The sequence below is a fragment of the Cedecea davisae genome, from assembly GCF_044095835.1.
Lineage (GTDB): Bacteria > Pseudomonadota > Gammaproteobacteria > Enterobacterales > Enterobacteriaceae > Cedecea > Cedecea davisae.
Genome location: NZ_CP172054.1, coordinates 1,700,401 through 1,721,475 on the forward strand (window position 1 = coordinate 1,700,401; position 21,075 = coordinate 1,721,475).

Below are 21,075 nucleotides of genomic sequence, written 5' to 3' on the forward strand. Positions count from 1 at the left end.
ACACCGTAGAGCAATTTCTCTCACATGCTGTTTCAGAGAATAGATCTTCTTGCATCTGAAGAATGGTATCCAAAGCTATCCTGATCACCCCTGAATGCAATAGTTCCTTATACTAGGCGCATGACAGAATCATAAAATGAGAGCTGTCGCTTATTATCATGAGTTCAGTAAAATTTAAATTTGTATTGAGGTAGCGATATCGAGACGTTGCAGTTCGTCAATCGTGTAGATGCGGAACACATTCCGGTGGCGGGTTTCCAGTGGGATGTGCTGATGGTTAACGATGACGTACTGGATGCTGTCAAACAGCCGTTCAAGACCGCGTTTTTTTTGCGGGTCTGGCACAATATAAAAAACGTAGATCCAGTCTTTACGCGTTCGGGCCAGTAAATGACTGGCGATGATCGACTGGTAGCGGGCTTTGGTTTTCAGATGGCGCTCGGTCTCGATGGCGATCACCGTGCCGCTGGGGAGGACAATTAGCCCGTCCGGGCGGTGACTGACCTGATAACGGCTCAGGAAAGTTGTGCGATCGCCATGTATCCAGCCGGATGCGCCTTTTTTTTCGAGAATGATCCGCGCCATCTGATTATCAAGGTGATGCTCCAGCGTCCAGCCTGTGAGTTTTGAAGGCTCAAACCGGGCCGGGAAAATTTCATAGTCAGGCTGGATTACAACCGCTAGCCCGTCGTTGGTAATTCCCCACAATGAAATTTTCTTCGTACGTGATACCAGGACGTGTTTTTGTATTAACCCCATTTCATCAACTTTTGAAAGCAGGGAATACAGTGATTTATGATCCCTGAAGCCGAACAGCAGCATCAATGTTTTAAAATCACTATACGTTTCTTCTTTCAGGAAATTCAGCAGTCGTTTTATCTTCTCGCGATGTCGGGTCTGGCGCTCGCGGTATGCGGTGATAAGCATCATCCCCCCTTTTAAAAGTTCAGTGACGAGGGATTATCCTCTTTACCTGCACTCGTTGTTGTTGTGTGTTTCTCGTCCGCCTTATCAAAAGAAAGGTCGGATTGCGCTGTCGTGATAACTGATGTTGATGACGGCCCGGATGACATTTCCTCCTCGTCAAAATTCAGGGAAATGTTGATTCTTGCGGCGGTGGCGGCAACAGCGGGCGATACGGCACAGATCGCCAGTTCCCTTTTTTTTACCCTGATGGGAGAAATCAGTGAAGCAGAGGGGAGGGCTTTGGTGGTAAAGATAAAGCTGACAAAATCAGGCAGGTTCAGCACCATATTACTGTCGATAAAGAAACGCTCGGCCTGCCTGATGGTGCGTTCGCTGTCGATAGTCTCTGTCAGCACCGCATCTGTTTTCGCTTTGCGGACTTCATCATCGACTAATATGGTACCCGACATCCTTGCCACCCACTCAGCGGTATCAGGGTCCATGACACGATAAACCAGCTTGAATTTTGCATTCTCCACGACAGCACCCACTACGGCATCGCTTTTCAAATCCGCCGGGCAATCTTTTAAATCGGCAATGGATTGGTGGTCCATAATAATGTGTACCCCTTTATCCCGTGCCGCACCTAAGCCTTCCAGCGCAGGCTTGGATAAATGGTATTTCAGTTCGGAAAGGTAAATAGCAATAGGGCGGGGTGTGTGGTTTACTCGGTCGCGCCTTTCTGCCAGCTGGTACAGGCGAACCAGCAGCATGCGCTGAGCGGTAATAATTTTGCTGTTGCGCATCGAGCCAATCACATAGCAGCAACCACCGTTATCAAATATTGTATTGAGGGAAAATCCTGTCGGTGCATTGATGGCATTGAGTAAGGCCAGCTCCTCAATTTTCCCGAAAAAGGCTTTTATCTTATCAGCGATACTTTGAACGTATTCCCCGTTATACACATCCCGAATGGTTGAGGTCGTATTACGGGCGACAAATTGTGCAGCTATTCGGGCTGCTTTGCGATCGTCAATGCGATAAAAGTCGGACTCTTGTCCTTTCTCTGCCAGACTGAAACCCGCGACAAAAAGTTCTTCCAGTTCATCAGCGGTGATATCGTTAATCAGGTTTAGCTGGTATGCCTGTTTCCTCAGGTCAATGAGGGCAAAGGATTTCCCTGCATCCTCGCAGGCTTTCCGGTAAAGGTGTGGGGCCCACTCATCATCTTTGGGGTCCATAACAAATACGCCTTCACCGGCCAAAATACTCTGATAAAGTAATATCCCGGTAGCCACCCCTTTACCGGCCCCCGTGGTCCCGATGATATCGGCATGTTGTTTTTGCCAGTCTTTTAACGGCAGGTACATCGGCTGTTTCATTCTGTTCATGCCGATAAAAATACCTTTACTCAGGTTAATATAATCCTCCGGGTTATAGTGCAATGTTTCCGGTAGCAGCGATTTCACCGTTCGGACATCAGTACGTAATTCCCTTTCCAGAGTGGTTTTTCTGACGAACCGATTTTTTACTTTATCGAGTTCAGGTGTTAACACCCTGCGCAGAAGAATATGGAAAACAAAACCGGCTGCGGTAGAGGTAATCAGTATCAGCCAGGAGAGGACGGTATTGCTGGTGGCTATCTTTATTCGGTATATCCATTGAAATAATTCGTTCACCACGGGCGCTATTGTGCCAAACAAAAAGCACAGTATGGAAAAAACTATCACCAGCTTTTTCCATAAAGGGGCTTTGAGTCGTTCATCGCTTTTTATCGACGCGAAGAATGGCATGGTCAGCCCTGAGAATAGCGCCAAAATAGGTTGATGCTGGTGCATAAAAACGAGCAGTCCCAGCATGCCGTCCACTATCGGCGATAGTGAAACGATCAGCTTATTTAACACCATAATGCCTCCTTTATCGGCCATTCGCCCCATGACATCACCCTAGCTCTTCGCCCCACGGTGTTGGGCGAAGAGCTAGGGTGAAAGCAGGGGCAAACAGAGGTGGCTGCGGTGCAGCCATGTGCCGGTAGATAGACATTCCGGCCCGAAACGACGTGCGCCAGTTTATGCGGGCTGGACGCCCTTATTGCCTGGTGCATGGGGGTAATGTCGTGGCTGAACGCCGCGCCAAAACCCCCAGGGTCAACGGCGGCACACCGTCGCCCGCTACGCGCGACCAACCCCTTTAAGACGCACGTTTCGCCTGTTTTTTTCTCGCAAGCTCCAAAAAACGGGAACGCTGCTTTAAAGGGGTTGGTCGCGCCTGATCGGTAATATCCCCGCTGGGGCGGGAAATATTACCTGGCTTGACGGTGTGCGGGGCAAGCCCCCCACAAAAAACGGCACGTGGGCGTGCCTTTTTGCTCGCTGGGGCGGCAAAATTTTTGCGGCTCCCCCGGCCTGCTTAATTCGCTGTGGGCGAATGTTCGCAGGTGGATGCGGTGCCTGAAAATTAACAATTTCTGTCCGCGTTCCACTGGCTTATTTCACGGCTTAACAATTTCTCCAAAATTGAAGCCAGAAATTAGCCAGCCTGAACCCTCGTCTGTCAGTCTGTGGCGCTGTGAAGCATATTGTAATTACTGGTGGTTCACACCTGTTCGCGATATATTTCAGCCCGGCATTCCTGTTCAGCCTTTAATACCTCCCGGTAGGTTTCATCATCGACTTTCGTTCCCTGATTTTCGGCGTATCGTCTGAGTTTGTCAGCATCCTGTTCATTAAGACGCGAAAGATGATGTCGCAATAAACTGATCAGTCTACTTTCATAGATCTCATAGTAAAGGCCGCATCCCTGATTCGCTTCCTCAGAGAACTTTCTGTATATGGCTCCGACCGATATTCTGTCATGATGCATTGAGTGGATGTTGGAAATAAAAAGGTTTTCTTTATCCATATTTATTTCTCCCCAAAAAATGTACTAACATAATGGTCGGGTGGTTATTATCCTCTGAGCCTGCCAAATCTGGAGAGGATTTTATTCACCGCCTTCGGGTCGGCACTGACACATTCTCCGAGGAAAGCTTTTCTGGCATTCAGTGTATGACCGGGTAAAAATCCGTGTTTATTCTTTTTGACGATATTAAAGAAAGTTTTTTCAGCTGAATGGCACTCACTCCCTCCACTGTTTCCGGTCGCTTTCCCGTACATACAAAGCACGACTTCGCATGGGGCCGCGGCGAAGCAATAAACAGGGGGCACAATGGCAATGCACAGTATTACCATCGCAATGGTGGCGTATTTCATGATGAAGTCCTTACCGTAATGTCTGTACAAGGATATCGGTATATTTAATGTGAAAAATAAATATAGGTATCGCTACACGTCAGGCACTGAGTTGCAGGTTGATATTCAATAACACCTTTTGCGCCATGCTGGCGAAGCCAGCTTGTTGCAGTAAAGAATGCTGTACCTGATGGTGCAGCAACAACAATACGCGTCGAATGCGCAACTGCGTAAAATACATCGGGGGTCCAGAGTGTCTCGTTAAACTGCGTTGAGTGAACGGACAATAACCACTTCCCATTAACGACTGGGGAAGGATTAATAACGGGGGTGTCATTCCATTGCGATAAATTGATATTCACTGACTCGCCCGATTTATCCCATTCAACAGATACTGGGGCGGGCGGTGACGAACAGCCGGTAAGCATCATTAAAAATAACAGTATATTGATGGTTTTCATTATGCTTTCATCTCCTCGAAGAAGGCATTACGGTGCAATGGCCGGAAATAGATATCATTCATCCGGCGCACGTTGCCGTCTAAATCAATACTGACAATAACATCCAGACTGTCCAGCACTTTGCGTAACATAAACGTGTAGGGCAGCCGGGCGCATTGTGGGTTTTCATAACAGCGAGTAATAAAACCGTCTACCGCTTCTATTGCTGAACCCGCATGAAGGGAAGTCATACAGCCTTCATGGCCGGAGCCGGTTATTTTGAGAAAATCCCAGGCTTCACCACCGCGCACTTCGGTCAACAATATACGGTCGGGATTCATGCGATAATTCCAGCGCAGAAGACTGGCTGGCGTCACAATCGAGCCTTTTTCATCTGCTGATTCGGACGGATAGAAGAGGTGGACATAGTTTTTATGAACAAAAAAGGTGATTTCCGGATTATCTTCAATGGTCGTAATACGCAAATGGCGAGGAATAAAACCAATCAGCATCTTCATGTAGGTTGTTTTCCCGGTACTGGTTTCCCCGGCCACTGCGATAGTTTTACCGTACTCCACGCACTTCTCCATGAAACGCGGGATATCTTTGGCGGTATACAGGCCCAATAATTCCTGGTCGTGTGTCTGAGTGGTTTCTGCGCCTGTTACCCTGTTATAAAAACCGGCGTCGATGTAGCTCTGGTGGGGAATTTGTACCCGTGACGGCTTTCGGATAGTAATGGAGACGGTGTTGCGCTCACAGGCCGGAGGGACAATAACCTGACAACGTTCACCGGATTCCAGCGTGGCTGACAGCCCCGGTTTGATATCTTCAATATTGTCGCCGTGATGCTTTGCCAGGCATCTGGCGAAGTTGTAGCACCCCTCATAATCCAGCGAAACACTGTGCAGCTCCCAGGCACCATCAATTTTGGTAAATAGCTCGCCCGGGCGGTTGACGGCGATTTCTGTTAGTCCAGGATGAGCAATAAAATCGCCAAAAAATCGCTGTGTATAGCGGTCGAGAGAGATGTTTTTCATGTGATATCCTTGTATCGGATACATTTGTGGAGGGAGTATGTCGAAGACGAAAGTACTGTTCGCTTATTGCCATGAACTCGGGCGCTGTTTGTCCATTGATGAAGCGCGAACGGAATTTTTTTCCAGAAAGCCGGAAGAAAGGAAGCGGTTCACTTTTTCATGTAGCGATCGCAACTGTGATGTCACCATTAGCGGTGTTAACTATCACGTCAAAGCTGAAGATGGTGAGAAATTCAAGGCTGCGCACTTCCGTTCACCTCATCCTCACAAGTTCGGATGTGAATGGCTCGAATTCACCGAGGATGCGGATCAGGAACGGCGTCCAGACGAGTCAGAGGCTGATTTCACAGAACGAAAAGCAAAGCAAAAGCTGACGGACTATATCAACTGCTTTGACCCTTCAATAGATGATCCTGATGGCGAACCATCCGATCCCGTGAAGCTTGTTACGCCTGTTCACACAAGAAAAACGGTCGGGGATGATGATAAAACGGGCACAAATGAAGAGCCCCGCTGGAGTCGCTACACGCGAACCAACCAGCTTCAGCGACTTATCGATACATGGCAGGAAGCGAAAGAAACGCTGCCTCAGGATGAGTTCAGAGCGTTGAGACTCAGGATCATGCACCACGATCAGGTCTATCTACATGAATATATAACGCATATACAGCGTGGATTGGCTAATCCGTATTCGGGCGTCATCTATGGTGGTGGGACCCTCATGCATCGGTATGGTCGGGGTTTTCTGATTAATTTCTTTGATAAACATGAGGGGAAGCCTGTTCGTCTGTATGTCAGTAAAGATCTGATGGCGAAAGGGCGGTTTGGTCATTATATCGATGAGATTCTGGACACTAAAAACGTCAGATATTTCCGTATATTTCTACTCAATCCGGTTGTTTCCGAGCGGGAAAACAGCACAGGAAAAAGCGTTATCAACCTTGAAATATCAAAGCTGCGTCAACTGGCGATTTACTACGAGCTGAACTCCAGCAGGGAAGATGAATCTTCATCGCCGGAGACGGAGGGGGAAAGCCCGGCGTAGCGGGCTAATGTTGTCACAAGAATGAGTATATCGGTGACGTCAGGCAGCGATATCTGCTTATGTGCCAGCCGGATATCTTCCGAGGAAAAAGGCGGTGCATCCAAAGGGCCTTCACTGATGGTGATACAGAAGGGTTGCTCTTCTCCTGAGTCAATACTGAGTTCTATCAATGCGCCCCCGGCACGATAGCATGTCATGACTATTCTTCTGATTCCGGTAAGGTGTGACAGTAAGTCGTTGACGACAGCATTGCTGAAATCGTCCCTTACGATGACGTCTGTCGCCGTAACACCAAACAAAAACTTTCGATTACTCACTCTTCATCCTCAGCGTGTAGATGCCTGAAAAATCAATATCCTGCCCCGTGACCAGGTTGATGATTTCACCCTGATTTTTGTAGAGAGTCGGTGGGATATTAATGCTGTTTTCCAGCGTGGTACGTGCCATATCCGCCATAGCCTGACGGCTGTTTTCTGTATAGTCGGTATTCCGATCTTTCTGACCGGCGCTGTTGGATGCCCATGCGCCAATATCGGGGATCATACCGACCAGCAATGCGCCTCCAAATCGCTCCCTGAAATGCGAGTCGATCCAGCCATCAACGCCAGCCTCGCCAAGCTCTCCGGCAGCACTCGTATCGACCAGCGGAATATCAAGGAAAGGGGGCTGGCGGGTACGAAGTTTAGTGATGATGATGAAGGCGCGTCCCTGTCCATGCGTCATTCCTGTTTCTGCGCCAGTCTGGTACATCCCCGTGGCAGTGGTCCCTTTTTCAATCATCTTTGTATTACCGCTGGCGCTCCAGATGTCTTCGGCTATCGTGCAGCGGATTTTCCCAGCCCGATCTGAGACAAAACGGTAATCCAGTGAGCAGGGAATAGCGGTATTTTCCGGCACGTACAGATCGGGATTATAAGGAATTCGCCGGACCGCTGTCGGGGACGATTCCGGCTGTGGCGACGAGGTGTTTAGCGGCTGACCGGTATCAGAAGATTGTGTCCCTGACGGCTGCCCGGTAGAGGATACCTGCGCCATTTCCTGATGCCGGGTCCGTACCGGATTTCGTACCGCCGAACCTGAACCCTCCCGGCGCACCAGAAAACGGGCTTTATCTAAGTCGGGCAGAGCCTCCGATCCGTTGGGTGTCGTACTACCAGGGTTGTTGTCCACCGGTTCTGGTGTTTTCGCGTCGATATAGTGCGTACCCAGATCGGTACGCTGTCGGGAATCGGTCCGATCTGTCGGGGCCACAGTTTCCTGAGGCTTTTCTTCACCGGGCTGCCAAAGAAGATTGCGGTATATCCAGTTCCCCCCCCACGTCAGTGCAATCAGGACAACGGCAGCGAATGCCAGAAAAGCGGTGGCTTTCCCCCGCCGGCGCTTTTTCAGTTTATTGACAGTCGGCTGTATGGGATCGTTATTGTCATCATCCTGCCAGGTGTGAAGCACAGCTTCACGCTTTGCGCGGGCCTCGCGCTCAAGCGCAGCAATATCATCATCCTTCTGTGTCGGACAGGACCTGGATTCATCTGGCACAGGATGCAGATGCTCGTCGTTCATGTGTACAGTTCCTCAGCTGTTAATGGGTTGGGGTTTTTTCCACTCGCTCAACCTGCGGGGAGACTGTGGCACCATCTGCGACCTGAATCCTGCCGAAACCACGATTTTCCAGGCCGACCACAGCGGCATCGGAACGCAGGACCAGATGGGGCGTGACCTCCTGAATAACCAGTACGGTGAAGTTGCCTTTCCTGCGGACACTGCTGTTAACCACATGCTCCTGGCCGTTTAGCTCTTTCGTCAAAGAGGGAATGGATTTAGCTGGGGAAAAGCCCACGAACGTAAAGCGACCATCGTCATAGGCGAAGTCCGGAACGATACGTGCGCTATTGCTCCCCGGATATTTGAGATAGTCCCAGTTTCGTGGCGTCTGCGCGGCGTTAAGAGCCTGCTGGATATCGGCCTGCTGTTGTTTCTGCTCTCGCTCCCGCGCTTTGGTTGTGACTTCACGGCCCGCTTTTTCGTGTGCTTCATCGGGATAGCGATAACTCACCTGAAAAGCAGGCTGCTGCGATGATTTTTCATCGATGACGTTTAGCTCGACGTTATACAGCCGCCGAGTGGTAACGATTAGCATGTTGGTATGCCAGTCGTGACTGTTGGGAGGAATGACCTCCTGCGCTGTATTACCGTCCACTCCGGGGGCACCCTGAATCAGGGCTACCGGGCGAATACTGACCCGGTTTGCGTCTGTTGTGGCTTCCCATGCGTCCTCAAAACCTGGTTTAGCACTGATAACCGCTTCGTCATTGTCAAAGATGAGCGTGGTTACGAAACCGGGTCGGGTATTGACGACAGTGACGTTAAACGGGTTATAGACAACCTGCTGGAGACGGGCGTCGTAGCGGCTTGCTTGTGGTATTGCAGCACCCCAGGCTATACCGCACATCGCCAGTGCGAAAAGGATGATAATTTTCATTATTCAACTCCTCTGATTTCACGATCTGCCTGCCAACTGGTCACCGTAAAACCGAACGGGTTAACTTCCCGCTCTGTATCGCTCATTTCCTTACTTGGGTCGGAGTGGAATGTCAGGTGGGCATCCCAGTATTCTGTACGCGTACTGCTATCAGCGAGGCGGCGGATAGTTTTTTTGTAACGGAGGGTGGCGACGTTATCGGGGGCAGTGCCTTCGGTGATCTGATTAGACAGGATGTCGATATGTACGGTGTGGGCCTCATTCTGGTACACCTTATCCGGGGCGTCTTTTCCTGCATAAAGTGCCAGATAATCATCATTAACCTGAGGGCTGTTATAAACCTGTACCGTGGAATAATCGTCCTGTAGGGCAGGGTAAATGTAACGTTCACGCACTCTGACGTAACTTGAGGTCATCGCCTTCTGATAAGCTTCTTCCGCTGTCAGACTCGTTTTTGACGCTCGGGTGACGTGCTCCACCCGTCCGGTATGATTATCTACAGCGTACAGCTCAATAACTGTCTGTTTCAGCGGTAATAGCAGCACCATAATTGTGAGTGCCAGTATGGCAATGAGTAAGCCCGCGCCGCCAACCATAAACCCGGCCTTCGTGACGCGTTTGTCCCGCTCAATCATTTTCTGCTCAAAGGTACGGGACTCCGCAATGATTGACTGTTCACTCATGATTGTTTAACTCCGCCATCATCTGAGGCGTGTTTACCGGGATGCCATGCCCACTAAAGGCCAGGGGATGGGGAGACTGCGCACAGCCGTAAAGCGCGCACAGTAAAATCAGCGCAATCAAGCGTTTCATGGGATGTTTCCTCAGTGGGTTGGAGAGAGGGTTGTGTTAGCGTTGTGGGGATTGACGGAAATAGTATGCAAGGGATGACAAGTTTAACGATGGAATTTCTGAACGGTTGTTTCTCTTGATTTTGCCAGACGCCGGGCCTCGTTCCTGGCGATCATTTGCTCAATGGCATACTTACGTGCCTGAGCAGCTCTGTATCCCGGGCCGCTGCCGGGTTTATCTGTACTGGCATCTCTCCATCCCTGAAGATTGTGCTGAATTGCGCGGGTTGTCTGCTTCCCGGCTCCTGCGGCCAATTTCCCTGCACCAAACGCCGCTGCGCCTATACCCACGGCGGCCAGTCCCTGCATGGAGACAGTGGCTCCCGCCCCGGCTAGCGCTCCGGCCAGTTTTGCGGAAAGGTATACCATTATTGCCGCGCAGACCCCGGCGAGACAGACCTGAGCACCTAGCTCCACAATATTAGATTGTGCAGATATTTGTGTGGCAATATCTAAGCGTGAGTTTAAATAATTGACAACCACTCGTAGCGACAATGCAGAAAATAGAACCGTTAATATGGCGGCGAAAATATTTTGCAGCCAGTTGTTAAACATGGGACGTAAAAAGCCATACATGAGACAAAAGATAAATACGGGGGCTGTGATGCTGAGCAGCAAAACCATGACCTCTGCGATCATTGCAACAAAGGCTGTAATAGTCATTAATACGAATATCCCAAGCCATACATAAAATTGAGCTGTGATGCCCTCGTCTTTTATGTACGTTGAATTATCCATGTCATGTAACGTTTTGCCTAATACCTTCGCTTTATCCCATAGGCTATCCAGTAGTTGCCATATATTATCGTTGCCGGAAAAGCCCTCTTTTAAGCCATTGATCGCGTCAATGACCCCGTCGAGATAACCGCTGACATTGGCCACAAAGGACAGGATGATGGCAATCCTTATGATGTCCCACATGATGTCCTCCATGGGTGTGGACAACTTACCTGCCAGGCTCTGGTATCCACGCCACATGATATAAAGTGTCGCTGACGTTGCCGCCAGTCCCAGCATCATGGCGGAGTATGACATCATCAGTCCCTTTGTTGCGTCGGTGACTCCCCCTATCAGGTGTTTTTCAACACCGATAAATACACCACCAGGCATATTAACCTCACTATGAATTCAGGTTGGGAGTGGGGGAATTTAACTGTTGAATCTGAAAATGAGCTTCATTGGCATTTTTACAATTTTCAGAGGCATCGCCGGTTTTCAGGCATTTTTTATACACTGTTTTCAGCTCATCGGGATGATCTTTGTACCACTGGGTCGTTTTGGTTTCGTCTCTGCAGCCGCAAATGATGAGGAATAAAATGGACAGGAACGAAAGGGTTAATAAACGCATGTGAAACTCCTTTAGCGGTTTAAATCGGGGGTTGGTGCAGTTAACTGCTGCTGGTTCCACTGTTTGAGACGCTCATCCTCCAGCACTTTTCCGCGTTTTTCTGCCGCCTTCACACTCATTTCCCACTGATCAGTGAGCGTGTTCAGCATCACTGATTTCAACTGAATACTGTTGGCAAGGTCCTGCGACTCCTTTGAGTCTTTAGAGAGTGCAATACGGTTCGAAAGGTTGTTGATCTCGCCCAGTGCCTGGCTGACCTGATCCTGGATCTCGTCAGTCTGCTCAAATTGAATTGCCTTATTGATGACCTGTTGTTTGCAGATATCGGCATAGCTTCCGGACTGCGCCGCGTTGCACGTATCAAAAACCCGGTACTTTGCGTATAGCGCATCGAACTGCCCGGCGGTGCCGCCAGAAAGTAGCAGGTCGTTGAGTGTCTGGCCCGGCTTACGCAGTTTTTCCAGATCTGATTTAAGACTCTTCGCCTGATCAACGAAATCAACAATATTCCGGACACCGGTGGCCGTTGCTAACTGGTCTTTATATGCCTGAATTTGGCTCTCATAATGCTGCGCTGTTTGTATCCAGCGTTGTGCCTCTTTCAGCCATTCGAGCTCACGTAGTGGGTCAGCATCCACCAGAACAGGGATACCTGCGTGTGCCAGCGGGTTGATGATCACAAACGCAATAATTAATGCATGAAAACGCCGTTTCATCATGAATCTCCTGTGGGTTTTCAGAGTGCCTGAGCCAGGTAGGTATCCAGCCATTCATCGGGCTGCATCCCTTCACGGTAGAGAGAGTCGAAGATTTCCAGGTTGTCGGCGCTGCCGCTCATGACTTTTGTGTACTTGCCGATACCGGAAAGATCGAGCGTCACACGTGCAGCAAAACGCTTTATGTCGCCGCGTCTAAATTGATTTTTTACCACTACATACTGACGGGCCTGCGGATCCAGGGCTTTCACGACGTCGAACACCTCCGGTTCAAACTTCATTCCGTCGACATAGTGTGCCCGGTCGGCACTGGGGTTAGCTGCCAGAATCTGCGTCCCACACTGCTCAATCACGGCGGGCGCAATTTCATCCCTGATGATCTCCGCCGGGGACTGGGTTCCTACAACCAGCATCCCGTTTAGCTTACGGATAGTTTTCAGCCGGTTATAGGCAAAATCCTTAAATACCGGATCACGTAGCCATTTCCAGAACTCATCCATGAAGATAACCAGTCGACGTCCGTCGAGTAGGCTGGTAATGCGGTACAGCAGATAAAAGGAGATCGGTGCGCAGATATTCGCATCGTCAAGGAACTCTGTGCCGTCAATGCCAAAGTTATCGCAGCGATTGATATCGAAGGTGTCTGATGCGTTATCAAACACCCAGCCAAACTCGCCACCCTGCGCCCACTGCGACAGGCGAATACTCAGGCCATTCTCCTGGGCTTCTCGGGTCGCAGGCTCCGGAAGATTCTCCAGTAAACGGGTGATCCCATGAATACGGTACTGTGGTTCATTACCAATCACCGCCAGTATGGCGTCATTTAGACGTCGCTCATTGCGGGGTGTGATAGTCGCACCGTTACGCGTACACAGCAGTTTCATCAACTGACTGATAAAACTGATATTGCGTTTCGTGGGCGACAGCGAAAATGGGTTCCACCCGGTGGGCTCGCCATGTGTAATACGGTAATAACGGCCTTGCAATGCCCGGATATTTATTTCAGCGCCACGATCCTTATCCAGATAAACGGTTGTCAGTCGTTTGGTTTTTGCGTCAGGAGAAAAACTCTCCATACGGCTATATTTCTGCTGCATGTTTTCCAGAAACGTCATGAGCATGGTTTTACCCGAACCGTTGGTACCGAGAATGCAGGTACTGGCTGGATTCTTCTCGTTGAATTCATCCTTGTCAGCCAGCGTATTGTGAAGGTTCAGATAGTAGCCATCCCCTGAGGGGGCACGCAGTATGGCCATCGCATTCCCCCAGGGCGCATTATCGCGCTTGCCGGGATAGAAATTGTGTAGCGAAGCCAGCTCGACAAAATTCTGACTGCTCAGCTCACCCTTGCGGGGCCGCAAATGATAATTGCCGGGCAGTTGTGCCATATACCCGGCTGAAAGCGAAAGCGCGGCGGGAACCGATATAATGCCGAGGTTGTTCAGGGCATTGCTGATTTCGCTGGTATCGGCTACCAGACTATCCAGCGTGTGGGAAAACACCATGATGGAAAAATGGTGTTTTCCATACGCAATTTTTCCCGATGTCAGCAGGTCAAGTGCCACATCCAGATCCAGCCGCTGTGACACCGCATCATCATCTGAACTCATTAACAGACGTCGGGTGCGTTTGATGGCCTTCCGGGCTTCTTCCCGTGACATGCAGGTGTAGGACTGTGTGATGACATAATCGCAGGGGGCATAAAGCAGCGAATCCATCATCCCAGTCGCTGTTTCTTCAGGGAACTCTTTAACTTCCAGACCCCGGAAATACTGGGTGCCGCCGGCATGGTTTATCTGTCCAGACTCCCCGGAGAAAAACAGCGCTGCCGATCCCATGACCGAATATGCAGGAGCACGGGTGACGCGGATTCTACGCCATTGGTGCGTCAAGAGGTACTCGTAAAAAGATAACTGGGAGGAGAATACCGCCTGTTCTTCGCTGAACGTACCAAGAGAGTGTGCGGCGTAGCGTGACAGAGCGGTATCGAGGGTACCTTTAATTTCCAGCATCTCCTGCAACGCACCGTCAAGCTCTTTCAGTTTCTGGCCGTCTTTCATACGCCGGTGTCCGGCTTTTTCCAGACTGGCAAAAGGGCGGTAGCAGGCAGTCAGGAACAAGCGGTTACGGCGAAACGGGTTAGCCTCCAGCGAGGCATAATACAGACGGCTGACTTCATCAGCGTAAGAGTTGCCGGATACCTTATGTAGCGAATCGGTAAATGGCTCCCTTACGTTATGGATATAGAAGGTGATCGGCATCCCCTCGAAAGAGCGGATAAGTCCGTGCAACTGGTTACGGTCAATATTGAGCGTTTCTTCTGATTCACAATCGAACGGAGTGCCCGTCAGTTCCCAGGTACAGTAGAGGTCACTATTGGGTGAGCGGACGACATGTTGATGAATATGCGATGAATACGGAATGTATTTCCTGAGCGTGGCACTCTGATTCAGTTTCATGACGTTGAGAAACTCCGTAATATCAACAGCATCATGCTCAATGGGCATAAATGCTGTTGCGCTAAATAGACGGTTTGCCGCAGGTTTTCCTCTTGCCCTGAGCCAGACGGCTATCAGGCTGAACCGCATGGGTTCATTCCTGGTGAGCGATTTCATCAGCAGAAATTCAATCGGGAGTAGGGCAAGGAAAGCGACGGAGGTCCAGACAGCAATGATGATGGTGATACCCGTGACAGCCAGTAGAGGCACCATCGGCACCCCCCATAGTGCCGCCGGACGTTTCATTGCCTTAAGCAGCTTTGCCATAGATAACCTCTCAGCTCATCAGCAGTGCGCCGATTTCACTGCCTCCACCAATCAGGATGCCGCCAATGATGATGTAGGCGCACTGGGACAGGCTTTCGCCTTTCCAGAGTGTCTTGTAACCTACCCAGATCACGGCCACGGTAATGGTGATGGCTGCCAGACCATTAAGGCCGGTGGCGACTTTTTCCATCACGGTATTTGCGCGTTGAAAGCCGTCGGCAAAAACCGGGGGTACAGAACAGACGATGAGTGCAAATGCGGAAACAGGACTGAAAGCGGCCTTAAGTATGCGGCAAAGTGTCATTATTCTTTCTCCTCACGGGGTGACAGGGAGAGGCTCCGGCGCAATGACGGCGTAGAGATCTTTTCGAGGGCAATTTTCTTCTGGCGGAATTTTGGGGGGACGCCACGAACCACGCCCTTCGGCCAGATCACGCAGGGACGTAACTGGTCACCTACAGGCGTAGGCTTCAGGAACGGCGGGGATGTCAATTTATCCTCGTGGGTTGCGGGTACGGCATAGTGGGGAGCTGCAGCGTAACCAATCCGTTGCACATAGCTGGTTCCGGAAAAAGCCGCTTCCGGCTGTTCTCCGGTACGAAAATTGCCGGAGTAGTAGCAGCTCAGTGCTCTTTTCAGCGAGCCGCCGCGTCGGTAACAGTCGTTGAGGATGTATTCGAAAACAGACAAATTGGTACAGGGATCAAGCAGGTCAGAGGCTGTCACACCGTAATGATGGAAATTGGTGCTGGTAATTTGCATCAGCCCCACAGAGTAACGGCGGCTCTGCGCCACAAGGCGACGTATGATTCGCTCTGCTCTTTCCCGGCTGGTGGGCTGATGAGAAATGATTTTATTGTGACTGAAGGTGCCTGAGCCCCTTGGGATAATTTCTGCGATCGCATAAGGGTTAAAATTGGACTCCACCCTTACGACGTCGAGTGCTGTGGATGGATGAATGCTGGCGGCACACTGCATGGCCACCGCCAGAAAGGCAGATGTGGAAAGCATAGTAGCCTCGGGAATGCGGGCAGCGTACATAGCTAATGTACCATGCATGCTGAGGGAAACTTGAAGGGTTAAATGTGTGGTTTCGAGATTGTGAGCGCTTTGCGCCGGACTGCCGAAACCATAATAAAGAGTGTCATGGAATATTCTTTACAGGAATTTTGATTCGGATAAATGCTGCACTAATGTTTTTGCGGTAGATGTTGTATTTCAGCGTATCAGTTGAAAATTCCAGATCGACAAAAATATGTCACTTGGTTTTATCTGGTTAGTTCTCCAATCAAAATAATAATAAACGGGTCACATCCCAATTCTGCATTCCGATTTCAACGGGTCAGCGAGAACATTCAGCGGCACACTGAATTAAGGTTGTGTGATAGCCTGATATAAATTATTAAAGAACGGTGCTCTACCAAGGCTGAATAAATTCCTTACTGTCAGGTCGATGAGCAGAAACACTATCAGGATGGATTTAATTACTATAAAGCGGAATGATAAAGTGAAAATGAAATGCTAAGAGTTTTTTTTGGGATGAAATTTAGTAGTGTAGGGGGGAGGGAAGATATAATCGGTGATTGTTTTTTTACTAATAGTGAAATATAAAGACGTGCGAGGTGTTAATTCCCTGCACGTCTTGCTGTTAATATTAGCGTTTACGTCGTTCAAGCATTTCCTGGCATTCTCTACACGTTGTTACTCCTGGGAGAGTGCGCCTCCGCTTTTCAGGAATTGGTCTGCCGCAGAACTGACAGTGATACAGGGAAGGCGTTGCTGCTGGTTTGAAACGGCTTTGTTCAATCATTTCCTCCAGACGTTGCTCATTGAATTCCTGGTCGCGATCAACTTCGTCAGGCATATCATGTCCTCCTGTCTGTCCTTCCCTGCTCGCAAAATGTGATTCGGTTACAGACAACAGTGAGTGAGGGGGGATTGGGCTCCGAGGCTAATTCTTCGGTGATCTGCATCATGATATTAAGTGCTTCATTAGCATCAGGGCTTTTTCCTTTTAACGCCTTCCATCGGCACCATATTGTGGCATCCATGGTTTCATCAGGTAGAGGTGTGCGCCCATACGGTACAGATATGCCTTGTAATCTGCGGTTGAGACAGACATCGTTAGAAGTAAGACCGAAATAATGCTTTAGTAATGCTATAGATCCACCTAATCGGATCGCCCGATTAATTTGCTGATGATACTGGGTTTCAGTACGTACTCTTTCCAACCGTTTGCGTAAAATGTCATGGTGAATTTTTACCGCAATAAATGATACGGGAGAGTGGCAGATAGAAAATAATGAATCAAAGGGTAACTGACTGATTTCGTTGATTTCTTCAAGGGTAAATCCAAGTGTTTCAGCGTAAGATAAGTCACCTTCCTTCAATGCATATATTACATCCGTGAGTACGTAATAATTCAGCGAGGGAAACATAAGTTATCTCTCTTGTCTTAGCGGTTAACTAATTTACGATTAATCCATTCGTCAATCTCCGACTCGAGCCAGGCTACGCTGGCTGGGCCGATTTTTATTGAGAGTGGGAAACTCTTGTCTTTCATATACAGATAGATTTGTGAACGTTTAAGACCTGTTTTTTGCTCGACTTGTCTGAGGCGTAATAATTGATGAGATGGCATTTGTTCCTCCAGGGGCTTATGGCATTGCTATCATAAAGGAACACAGAATGATGTTTAGATAAAGACCGTGAACCCGTATCACGAAAATATTGACTCGTAATACGGATCTGAGCGATATATACACTGAGGATGTACTACTTCACTGTAGTTTTATACGATAAAGGGGAGCCACGCTCCAGCGCCGTTTTTAGCGTATCACCGCTGAGATGATCGGTGATGCCATCAGCAATTGCCCATTCCTCAAATATAGACAAGAGTTTGTAAGGTTGTTTCACCAGAGGGCGTATAACCTCATTATGATGACAGGCTAACCAGAAAAGCCGGGATAAGGGCGTAGATATTCTCGTCGGAGATAACGTGGAGTTTTTGTCAATGGTTAGCTTTTCTATTAATCTCTCAATTTCAACACATTTGATAACGAAACAAGCATCTTGTGGCAAGTCATGCATTGGGAAGTAGCATGGAGCCGTATATTCCCGCTTTTCATTCCGCCAGGAAGACTCTTTGATTATAGAGGTGGCCTCATCCGATAAGTATTTTATCTTGCTCTGAATTTGTTCTTCCCATGATATTTTATTGAAAAGCAAAAATAGATGATTTGCATTCGTAACAGTAATGCCAAAATTAATGGCGTCAGGATTGTTAATAGGTGGTGATATTCTGAGTGAGTCTGCTAGATACCTTTGAATGATAATGTATTCAAATCCAAATAGGTTAGTATCAAAAATATTTCTGCGAGATGAAAAGTAATCACCTTCAGTAGATATGATAAGATTCCTATTATTTATGAAACACTGCTTATCAAGAAAGCAGAGTCTCTTTAGTTCTGAATTGTCCAAAATAGATATTTTTACCTTTTCTCCATTTTTAGCTATTTTTCGTAATATTACCGGAGACTGGAAGTAAATGGATAGATTGATTTGCCCATAAAGTGCACATCGATATATGGTACTTTCTGTAATTGAAGTGTCGAATGTCTCATTAATCACTTGCACAGCTTCATGTATTGTTAACCAGTTTTTTGCCATAAGCTTGAGATTGCTATTCCAGGACATGAATAATTTTCCTTTATTTGTTTTTTTTGGGTATTATCTGATGCTATATGTTAATTGATTGCTATCAATGTGAGACATACTCCAGTGTTTATAGGCATGCGAGGTTCAGAAAAATAAATTATCTTATTGATGTTTCTTCTTTATAGCTTGTAAGTGGCTGTCACCAATGGTGCAAGGGAAAGGGTCTTTATCGGTATATATCATATCCGTTAATTTCAGCCATGCTCTGTTGTCCAGAGTCAGAATCCATCTAACTCTGGATACGTTTTCACCAGTGATAACTTATCCCTGTATCAAGTTTATCTGCATAGTCAATCCCGGCAGGGCTATTTCTGATGTTATTAAATTTATAATCTAAAAATATCTGCATATTTTTGTTGAAATAGTAGCTAAAGCCTATTTCTTCATAATCCAGTACTCGGGTTCGTTGGCCAGCGATTGTTTGCGTCAGGTGAGTGTAACCAATGCTGGGCTGAAATTTGTCGGTCAGCATAAATTTACCCAGGGCTTCATAGCTGAAGGCGTTGGTATTATTATTGTGAGGTTGGGGGTTGATGGCATCATTACTCTGCGTGAAAACAGTGGCCAGATAAAGTTTTTTGCTCTGGTACTTAAGCCCCTCTGCGAAAGTCCGAATATTTTTTTTGTAACCGGCATTTTGTTGCTGTGAAAATGTGGTCTCGGAAGATGACGCAGCAAAAAGTGCACTGAGCTTTGGCGTAAAGAACCAGGACAGGGAAGTACCGATACCATTGCCGTTCTGTTGTCTTAAGGCTCGATTTCCGTTGTTACTTTTGAACTGATATTGCATCGCTAATTTCACAGTCTGTTGAAAGACCGATAATTTTTTGCGCCACGTCATAAGATTAAGGGCTCGGCCGCGCATGAAATTGTCAATGTAGTTATAGGACATTTCCCTGAATAAGGGAGAGCGGTCGGTTATTGAGGTTACGTCGTACAGTACCCCCCAGTTCCGGCCGATATCCAGGCTTCCCCAGTACGGGTTGTCTACACCCAGAAACGCTAGCCGGGTTGCATTTCTGCTGGCATCTGATGCACTAACCGTATATTCCCAGTGAGCATAGGTTTGCCAGTTGTGGGTAAGGTCATGCTTCCCAATCAACCCAAAATAGAGATAGCTACGATCGCCATCATCTTTGATGTTATTACTGGTAAAACGTCTCGCAATAATAGTGCCATAAAAATCGAGATTTTTACCGTCCTGGTTAAGAACGTTGACTGCTAAAGAGTAGGGTGAAAAGAGTAGTGTGATTGATATAAAATAATAGCGTAGGTAATGCAATGTCATGATAAACATCCCTAAAGATGGCTCAGCATCTGAATGGTGGCAGGGTGGACAATTTACCGCGACATATGCTCATTGCTTAAATCCAATAGAATGAGATTATTATCGTTATGCTGAAGCGTTTTGTTTGTTGCTAAAATAACTGATGATGCCATTAGAAATGGCGGATGCAATTTTGTTGCGGAATGCCGTTGTGCCTAATAATTTTTCCTCCTGTGGGTTGGTAATAAAAGAGGTTTCAACCAGGACAGATGGGATATAGGGTGATTTAAGTACAGCAAAAGCTGCCTGTTCTGTATGGTTTGAATGCATATGGTGGACAGGAGAAATGTGGTGAACTAAATGTGATCCCAGTAAAAGACTTTCCCTGATGGTTTCAGTCTGTTCCAGATCGAAGATGATTTTGTCGAGATACTTGTCTCTGTGAATGATTTGTTTTCCAGCAATATTATCAGCAGCATTCTCACTTTTGGATAGATACCTTGCCATAGCACTGCTGGCTCCCCGTGTTGAAAGTGCAAAAACGGAAGCTCCATGGGCTGCAGGACTTGCGAAACCATCGGCGTGAATGGACATAAATAGATCGGCTTTGTGTGCATGGGCAATCTGTACGCGATCGTATAGTGGAATAAATGTGTCATCCGATCGCGTCTGTAGTGCATTAATACCGTGGCTATTGAGAATGGCTTTTATCTTAAAGGTTATATCCAGTACTACATGTTTTTCCAGAGATCCTTCACAACCCACTGCGCCGGAATCAATCCCCCCGTGTCCAGGATCTAGCATTATCGTAAATTTCCTGCGCCCATTTGTTGGGAGGGAGGAATGCTTATGACGTAGCTGAGGTCGCATATGTGCGTATGTAAGCGGTATAGCCAGTGTATTGGTTGCGAGGGCCGCTAAACCAGTAAGAATAAGTTTTCGTCGGGTAATGTTGGTGTTCAATGTTGCCGCCTCATACGGATTGATTTGTTATGTTATAACGTTATGAATTATTTGAGGTCGAGGACTTGAATGTTATTTTTTGTTGCTTCGGGTTACTTAATATTAATCACTGGAAAATCACGTGGCTCCCAATGTATTGATAAATTGGATTTTTAGTATCCATCACTACCTCTCATCGCTTGAATCATGATGACATCAGGCCTCCAAGTATGATCGTAATCTGCAAGACCACTGCTGATTAGCCCTTGTCCCATCTGTTTACTTTAAATCCTGAATTATCAAAAAGGACAATGGACTCCTGCTGGAAA

The 21,075-nt window shown here is 47.9% G+C and carries 24 protein-coding genes; 1 reads left to right on the plus strand and 23 read right to left on the minus strand.

From position 1 onward, the window contains the following. Positions 1 to 174: 174 nt before the first annotated feature. From mobC to virB11, 6 genes are all read right to left on the minus strand, one after another. On the minus strand, positions 175 to 927 hold the full coding sequence (mobC, locus tag ACG1VR_RS08380; RefSeq protein ID WP_199962828.1) for a MobC family replication-relaxation protein: 753 nt from the start codon (positions 925 to 927) through the stop codon (positions 175 to 177). A gap of 11 nt (positions 928 to 938) precedes the next feature. Beyond that, positions 939 to 2,813 carry a type IV secretory system conjugative DNA transfer family protein gene (locus ACG1VR_RS08385; protein ID WP_199962827.1) on the minus strand — a complete coding sequence of 625 codons (1,875 nt, stop codon included), beginning with the start codon at positions 2,811 to 2,813 and terminating at the stop codon, positions 939 to 941. 688 nt (positions 2,814 to 3,501) lie between these two features. Then, positions 3,502 to 3,807 (minus strand): dpoa decarboxylase, encoded by a 306-nt coding sequence (locus ACG1VR_RS08390; RefSeq protein WP_199962826.1) that lies wholly within the window; start codon positions 3,805 to 3,807, stop codon positions 3,502 to 3,504. A 47-nt stretch (positions 3,808 to 3,854) separates the two neighbouring features. Then, positions 3,855 to 4,157, minus strand: coding sequence for a TrbM/KikA/MpfK family conjugal transfer protein (locus ACG1VR_RS08395; protein WP_199962825.1), 303 nt, complete (start codon positions 4,155 to 4,157; stop codon positions 3,855 to 3,857). 44 nt (positions 4,158 to 4,201) lie between these two features. Then, positions 4,202 to 4,600: a cag pathogenicity island Cag12 family protein gene (locus ACG1VR_RS08400; protein WP_269933812.1), complete on the minus strand. Its 399-nt coding sequence runs from the start codon at positions 4,598 to 4,600 to the stop codon at positions 4,202 to 4,204. Further along, positions 4,597 to 5,616, minus strand: coding sequence for a P-type DNA transfer ATPase VirB11 (virB11, locus tag ACG1VR_RS08405; protein ID WP_395490695.1), 1,020 nt, complete (start codon positions 5,614 to 5,616; stop codon positions 4,597 to 4,599). The genes ACG1VR_RS08400 and virB11 overlap by 4 nt, the downstream gene beginning before the upstream one ends. A gap of 37 nt (positions 5,617 to 5,653) precedes the next feature. Here virB11 and ACG1VR_RS08410 point away from each other — a divergent pair, with 37 nt between their 5' ends. Next, positions 5,654 to 6,661, plus strand: coding sequence for a hypothetical protein (locus tag ACG1VR_RS08410; protein ID WP_395490696.1), 1,008 nt, complete (start codon positions 5,654 to 5,656; stop codon positions 6,659 to 6,661). Here ACG1VR_RS08410 and ACG1VR_RS08415 read toward each other — a convergent pair. From ACG1VR_RS08415 to amiA, 17 genes are all read right to left on the minus strand, one after another. Next, positions 6,592 to 6,978: a hypothetical protein gene (locus ACG1VR_RS08415; RefSeq protein WP_395490697.1), complete on the minus strand. Its 387-nt coding sequence runs from the start codon at positions 6,976 to 6,978 to the stop codon at positions 6,592 to 6,594. The two genes, ACG1VR_RS08410 and ACG1VR_RS08415, sit on opposite strands and share 70 nt — an antisense overlap. Further along, positions 6,971 to 8,221 (minus strand): VirB10/TraB/TrbI family type IV secretion system protein, encoded by a 1,251-nt coding sequence (gene virB10, locus ACG1VR_RS08420; protein WP_395490698.1) that lies wholly within the window; start codon positions 8,219 to 8,221, stop codon positions 6,971 to 6,973. The genes ACG1VR_RS08415 and virB10 overlap by 8 nt, the downstream gene beginning before the upstream one ends. A 19-nt stretch (positions 8,222 to 8,240) precedes the next feature. After that, positions 8,241 to 9,140, minus strand: coding sequence for a P-type conjugative transfer protein VirB9 (gene virB9, locus ACG1VR_RS08425; RefSeq protein ID WP_395490699.1), 900 nt, complete (start codon positions 9,138 to 9,140; stop codon positions 8,241 to 8,243). Next, positions 9,140 to 9,823, minus strand: a complete 684-nt coding sequence (locus ACG1VR_RS08430; protein ID WP_395490700.1) for a type IV secretion system protein — start codon at positions 9,821 to 9,823, stop codon at positions 9,140 to 9,142. Before ACG1VR_RS08430 ends, virB9 begins: the two co-directional genes overlap by 1 nt. Continuing rightward, positions 9,816 to 9,953 carry a hypothetical protein gene (locus ACG1VR_RS08435; protein WP_181919763.1) on the minus strand — a complete coding sequence of 46 codons (138 nt, stop codon included), beginning with the start codon at positions 9,951 to 9,953 and terminating at the stop codon, positions 9,816 to 9,818. Before ACG1VR_RS08435 ends, ACG1VR_RS08430 begins: the two co-directional genes overlap by 8 nt. 83 nt (positions 9,954 to 10,036) lie before the next feature. Continuing rightward, positions 10,037 to 11,101 (minus strand): type IV secretion system protein, encoded by a 1,065-nt coding sequence (locus tag ACG1VR_RS08440; protein ID WP_395490701.1) that lies wholly within the window; start codon positions 11,099 to 11,101, stop codon positions 10,037 to 10,039. Positions 11,102 to 11,111: 10 nt separating this feature from the next. Then, positions 11,112 to 11,339, minus strand: a complete 228-nt coding sequence (locus ACG1VR_RS08445; RefSeq protein WP_395490702.1) for an EexN family lipoprotein — start codon at positions 11,337 to 11,339, stop codon at positions 11,112 to 11,114. An 11-nt stretch (positions 11,340 to 11,350) separates the two neighbouring features. Beyond that, positions 11,351 to 12,055, minus strand: coding sequence for a type IV secretion system protein (locus ACG1VR_RS08450; protein ID WP_395491072.1), 705 nt, complete (start codon positions 12,053 to 12,055; stop codon positions 11,351 to 11,353). A 20-nt stretch (positions 12,056 to 12,075) separates the two neighbouring features. After that, on the minus strand, positions 12,076 to 14,820 hold the full coding sequence (locus ACG1VR_RS08455; RefSeq protein WP_395490703.1) for a VirB3 family type IV secretion system protein: 2,745 nt from the start codon (positions 14,818 to 14,820) through the stop codon (positions 12,076 to 12,078). Between the two features lie 10 nt (positions 14,821 to 14,830). Further along, positions 14,831 to 15,124 (minus strand): TrbC/VirB2 family protein, encoded by a 294-nt coding sequence (locus tag ACG1VR_RS08460; protein WP_048216043.1) that lies wholly within the window; start codon positions 15,122 to 15,124, stop codon positions 14,831 to 14,833. After that, positions 15,124 to 15,831: a lytic transglycosylase domain-containing protein gene (locus tag ACG1VR_RS08465; RefSeq protein ID WP_395491073.1), complete on the minus strand. Its 708-nt coding sequence runs from the start codon at positions 15,829 to 15,831 to the stop codon at positions 15,124 to 15,126. The genes ACG1VR_RS08460 and ACG1VR_RS08465 overlap by 1 nt, the downstream gene beginning before the upstream one ends. Positions 15,832 to 16,474: 643 nt before the next feature. Beyond that, on the minus strand, positions 16,475 to 16,684 hold the full coding sequence (locus ACG1VR_RS08470) for a TraR/DksA family transcriptional regulator (RefSeq protein ID WP_044711713.1): 210 nt from the start codon (positions 16,682 to 16,684) through the stop codon (positions 16,475 to 16,477). Position 16,685: 1 nt separating this feature from the next. After that, a complete protein-coding gene (locus tag ACG1VR_RS08475; protein ID WP_057067592.1) occupies positions 16,686 to 17,258 on the minus strand; it encodes a DUF2857 domain-containing protein in 573 nt (190 codons plus the stop codon). Positions 17,259 to 17,275: 17 nt separating this feature from the next. Next, positions 17,276 to 17,461, minus strand: a complete 186-nt coding sequence (locus ACG1VR_RS08480) for an AlpA family transcriptional regulator (RefSeq protein ID WP_199963245.1) — start codon at positions 17,459 to 17,461, stop codon at positions 17,276 to 17,278. Between the two features lie 134 nt (positions 17,462 to 17,595). Continuing rightward, a complete protein-coding gene (locus ACG1VR_RS08485; RefSeq protein WP_199963246.1) occupies positions 17,596 to 18,516 on the minus strand; it encodes a hypothetical protein in 921 nt (306 codons plus the stop codon). Between the two features lie 268 nt (positions 18,517 to 18,784). Continuing rightward, positions 18,785 to 19,825 carry a porin gene (locus ACG1VR_RS08490; protein WP_395490704.1) on the minus strand — a complete coding sequence of 347 codons (1,041 nt, stop codon included), beginning with the start codon at positions 19,823 to 19,825 and terminating at the stop codon, positions 18,785 to 18,787. 105 nt (positions 19,826 to 19,930) lie between these two features. Next, positions 19,931 to 20,767: an N-acetylmuramoyl-L-alanine amidase AmiA gene (gene amiA / locus ACG1VR_RS08495; protein WP_199963248.1), complete on the minus strand. Its 837-nt coding sequence runs from the start codon at positions 20,765 to 20,767 to the stop codon at positions 19,931 to 19,933. Between the last annotated feature and the right edge of the window lie 308 nt (positions 20,768 to 21,075).

Coding starts and splice junctions, on each gene's coding strand:
- mobC (WP_199962828.1), bottom strand. CDS start 927: ATGCTTATCACCGCATACCGCGAGCGCCAGACCCGACATCGCGAGAAG.
- ACG1VR_RS08385 (WP_199962827.1), bottom strand. CDS start 2,813: ATGGTGTTAAATAAGCTGATCGTTTCACTATCGCCGATAGTGGACGGC.
- ACG1VR_RS08390 (WP_199962826.1), bottom strand. CDS start 3,807: ATGGATAAAGAAAACCTTTTTATTTCCAACATCCACTCAATGCATCAT.
- ACG1VR_RS08395 (WP_199962825.1), bottom strand. CDS start 4,157: ATGAAATACGCCACCATTGCGATGGTAATACTGTGCATTGCCATTGTG.
- virB11 (WP_395490695.1), bottom strand. CDS start 5,616: ATGAAAAACATCTCTCTCGACCGCTATACACAGCGATTTTTTGGCGAT.
- ACG1VR_RS08410 (WP_395490696.1), top strand. CDS start 5,654: ATGTCGAAGACGAAAGTACTGTTCGCTTATTGCCATGAACTCGGGCGC.
- virB10 (WP_395490698.1), bottom strand. CDS start 8,221: ATGAACGACGAGCATCTGCATCCTGTGCCAGATGAATCCAGGTCCTGT.
- virB9 (WP_395490699.1), bottom strand. CDS start 9,140: ATGAAAATTATCATCCTTTTCGCACTGGCGATGTGCGGTATAGCCTGG.
- ACG1VR_RS08430 (WP_395490700.1), bottom strand. CDS start 9,823: ATGAGTGAACAGTCAATCATTGCGGAGTCCCGTACCTTTGAGCAGAAA.
- ACG1VR_RS08435 (WP_181919763.1), bottom strand. CDS start 9,953: ATGAAACGCTTGATTGCGCTGATTTTACTGTGCGCGCTTTACGGCTGT.
- ACG1VR_RS08440 (WP_395490701.1), bottom strand. CDS start 11,101: ATGCCTGGTGGTGTATTTATCGGTGTTGAAAAACACCTGATAGGGGGA.
- ACG1VR_RS08445 (WP_395490702.1), bottom strand. CDS start 11,339: ATGCGTTTATTAACCCTTTCGTTCCTGTCCATTTTATTCCTCATCATT.
- ACG1VR_RS08450 (WP_395491072.1), bottom strand. CDS start 12,055: ATGAAACGGCGTTTTCATGCATTAATTATTGCGTTTGTGATCATCAAC.
- ACG1VR_RS08455 (WP_395490703.1), bottom strand. CDS start 14,820: ATGGCAAAGCTGCTTAAGGCAATGAAACGTCCGGCGGCACTATGGGGG.
- ACG1VR_RS08460 (WP_048216043.1), bottom strand. CDS start 15,124: ATGACACTTTGCCGCATACTTAAGGCCGCTTTCAGTCCTGTTTCCGCA.
- ACG1VR_RS08465 (WP_395491073.1), bottom strand. CDS start 15,831: ATGCTTTCCACATCTGCCTTTCTGGCGGTGGCCATGCAGTGTGCCGCC.
- ACG1VR_RS08470 (WP_044711713.1), bottom strand. CDS start 16,684: ATGCCTGACGAAGTTGATCGCGACCAGGAATTCAATGAGCAACGTCTG.
- ACG1VR_RS08475 (WP_057067592.1), bottom strand. CDS start 17,258: ATGTTTCCCTCGCTGAATTATTACGTACTCACGGATGTAATATATGCA.
- ACG1VR_RS08480 (WP_199963245.1), bottom strand. CDS start 17,461: ATGCCATCTCATCAATTATTACGCCTCAGACAAGTCGAGCAAAAAACA.
- ACG1VR_RS08485 (WP_199963246.1), bottom strand. CDS start 18,516: ATGTCCTGGAATAGCAATCTCAAGCTTATGGCAAAAAACTGGTTAACA.
- ACG1VR_RS08490 (WP_395490704.1), bottom strand. CDS start 19,825: ATGACATTGCATTACCTACGCTATTATTTTATATCAATCACACTACTC.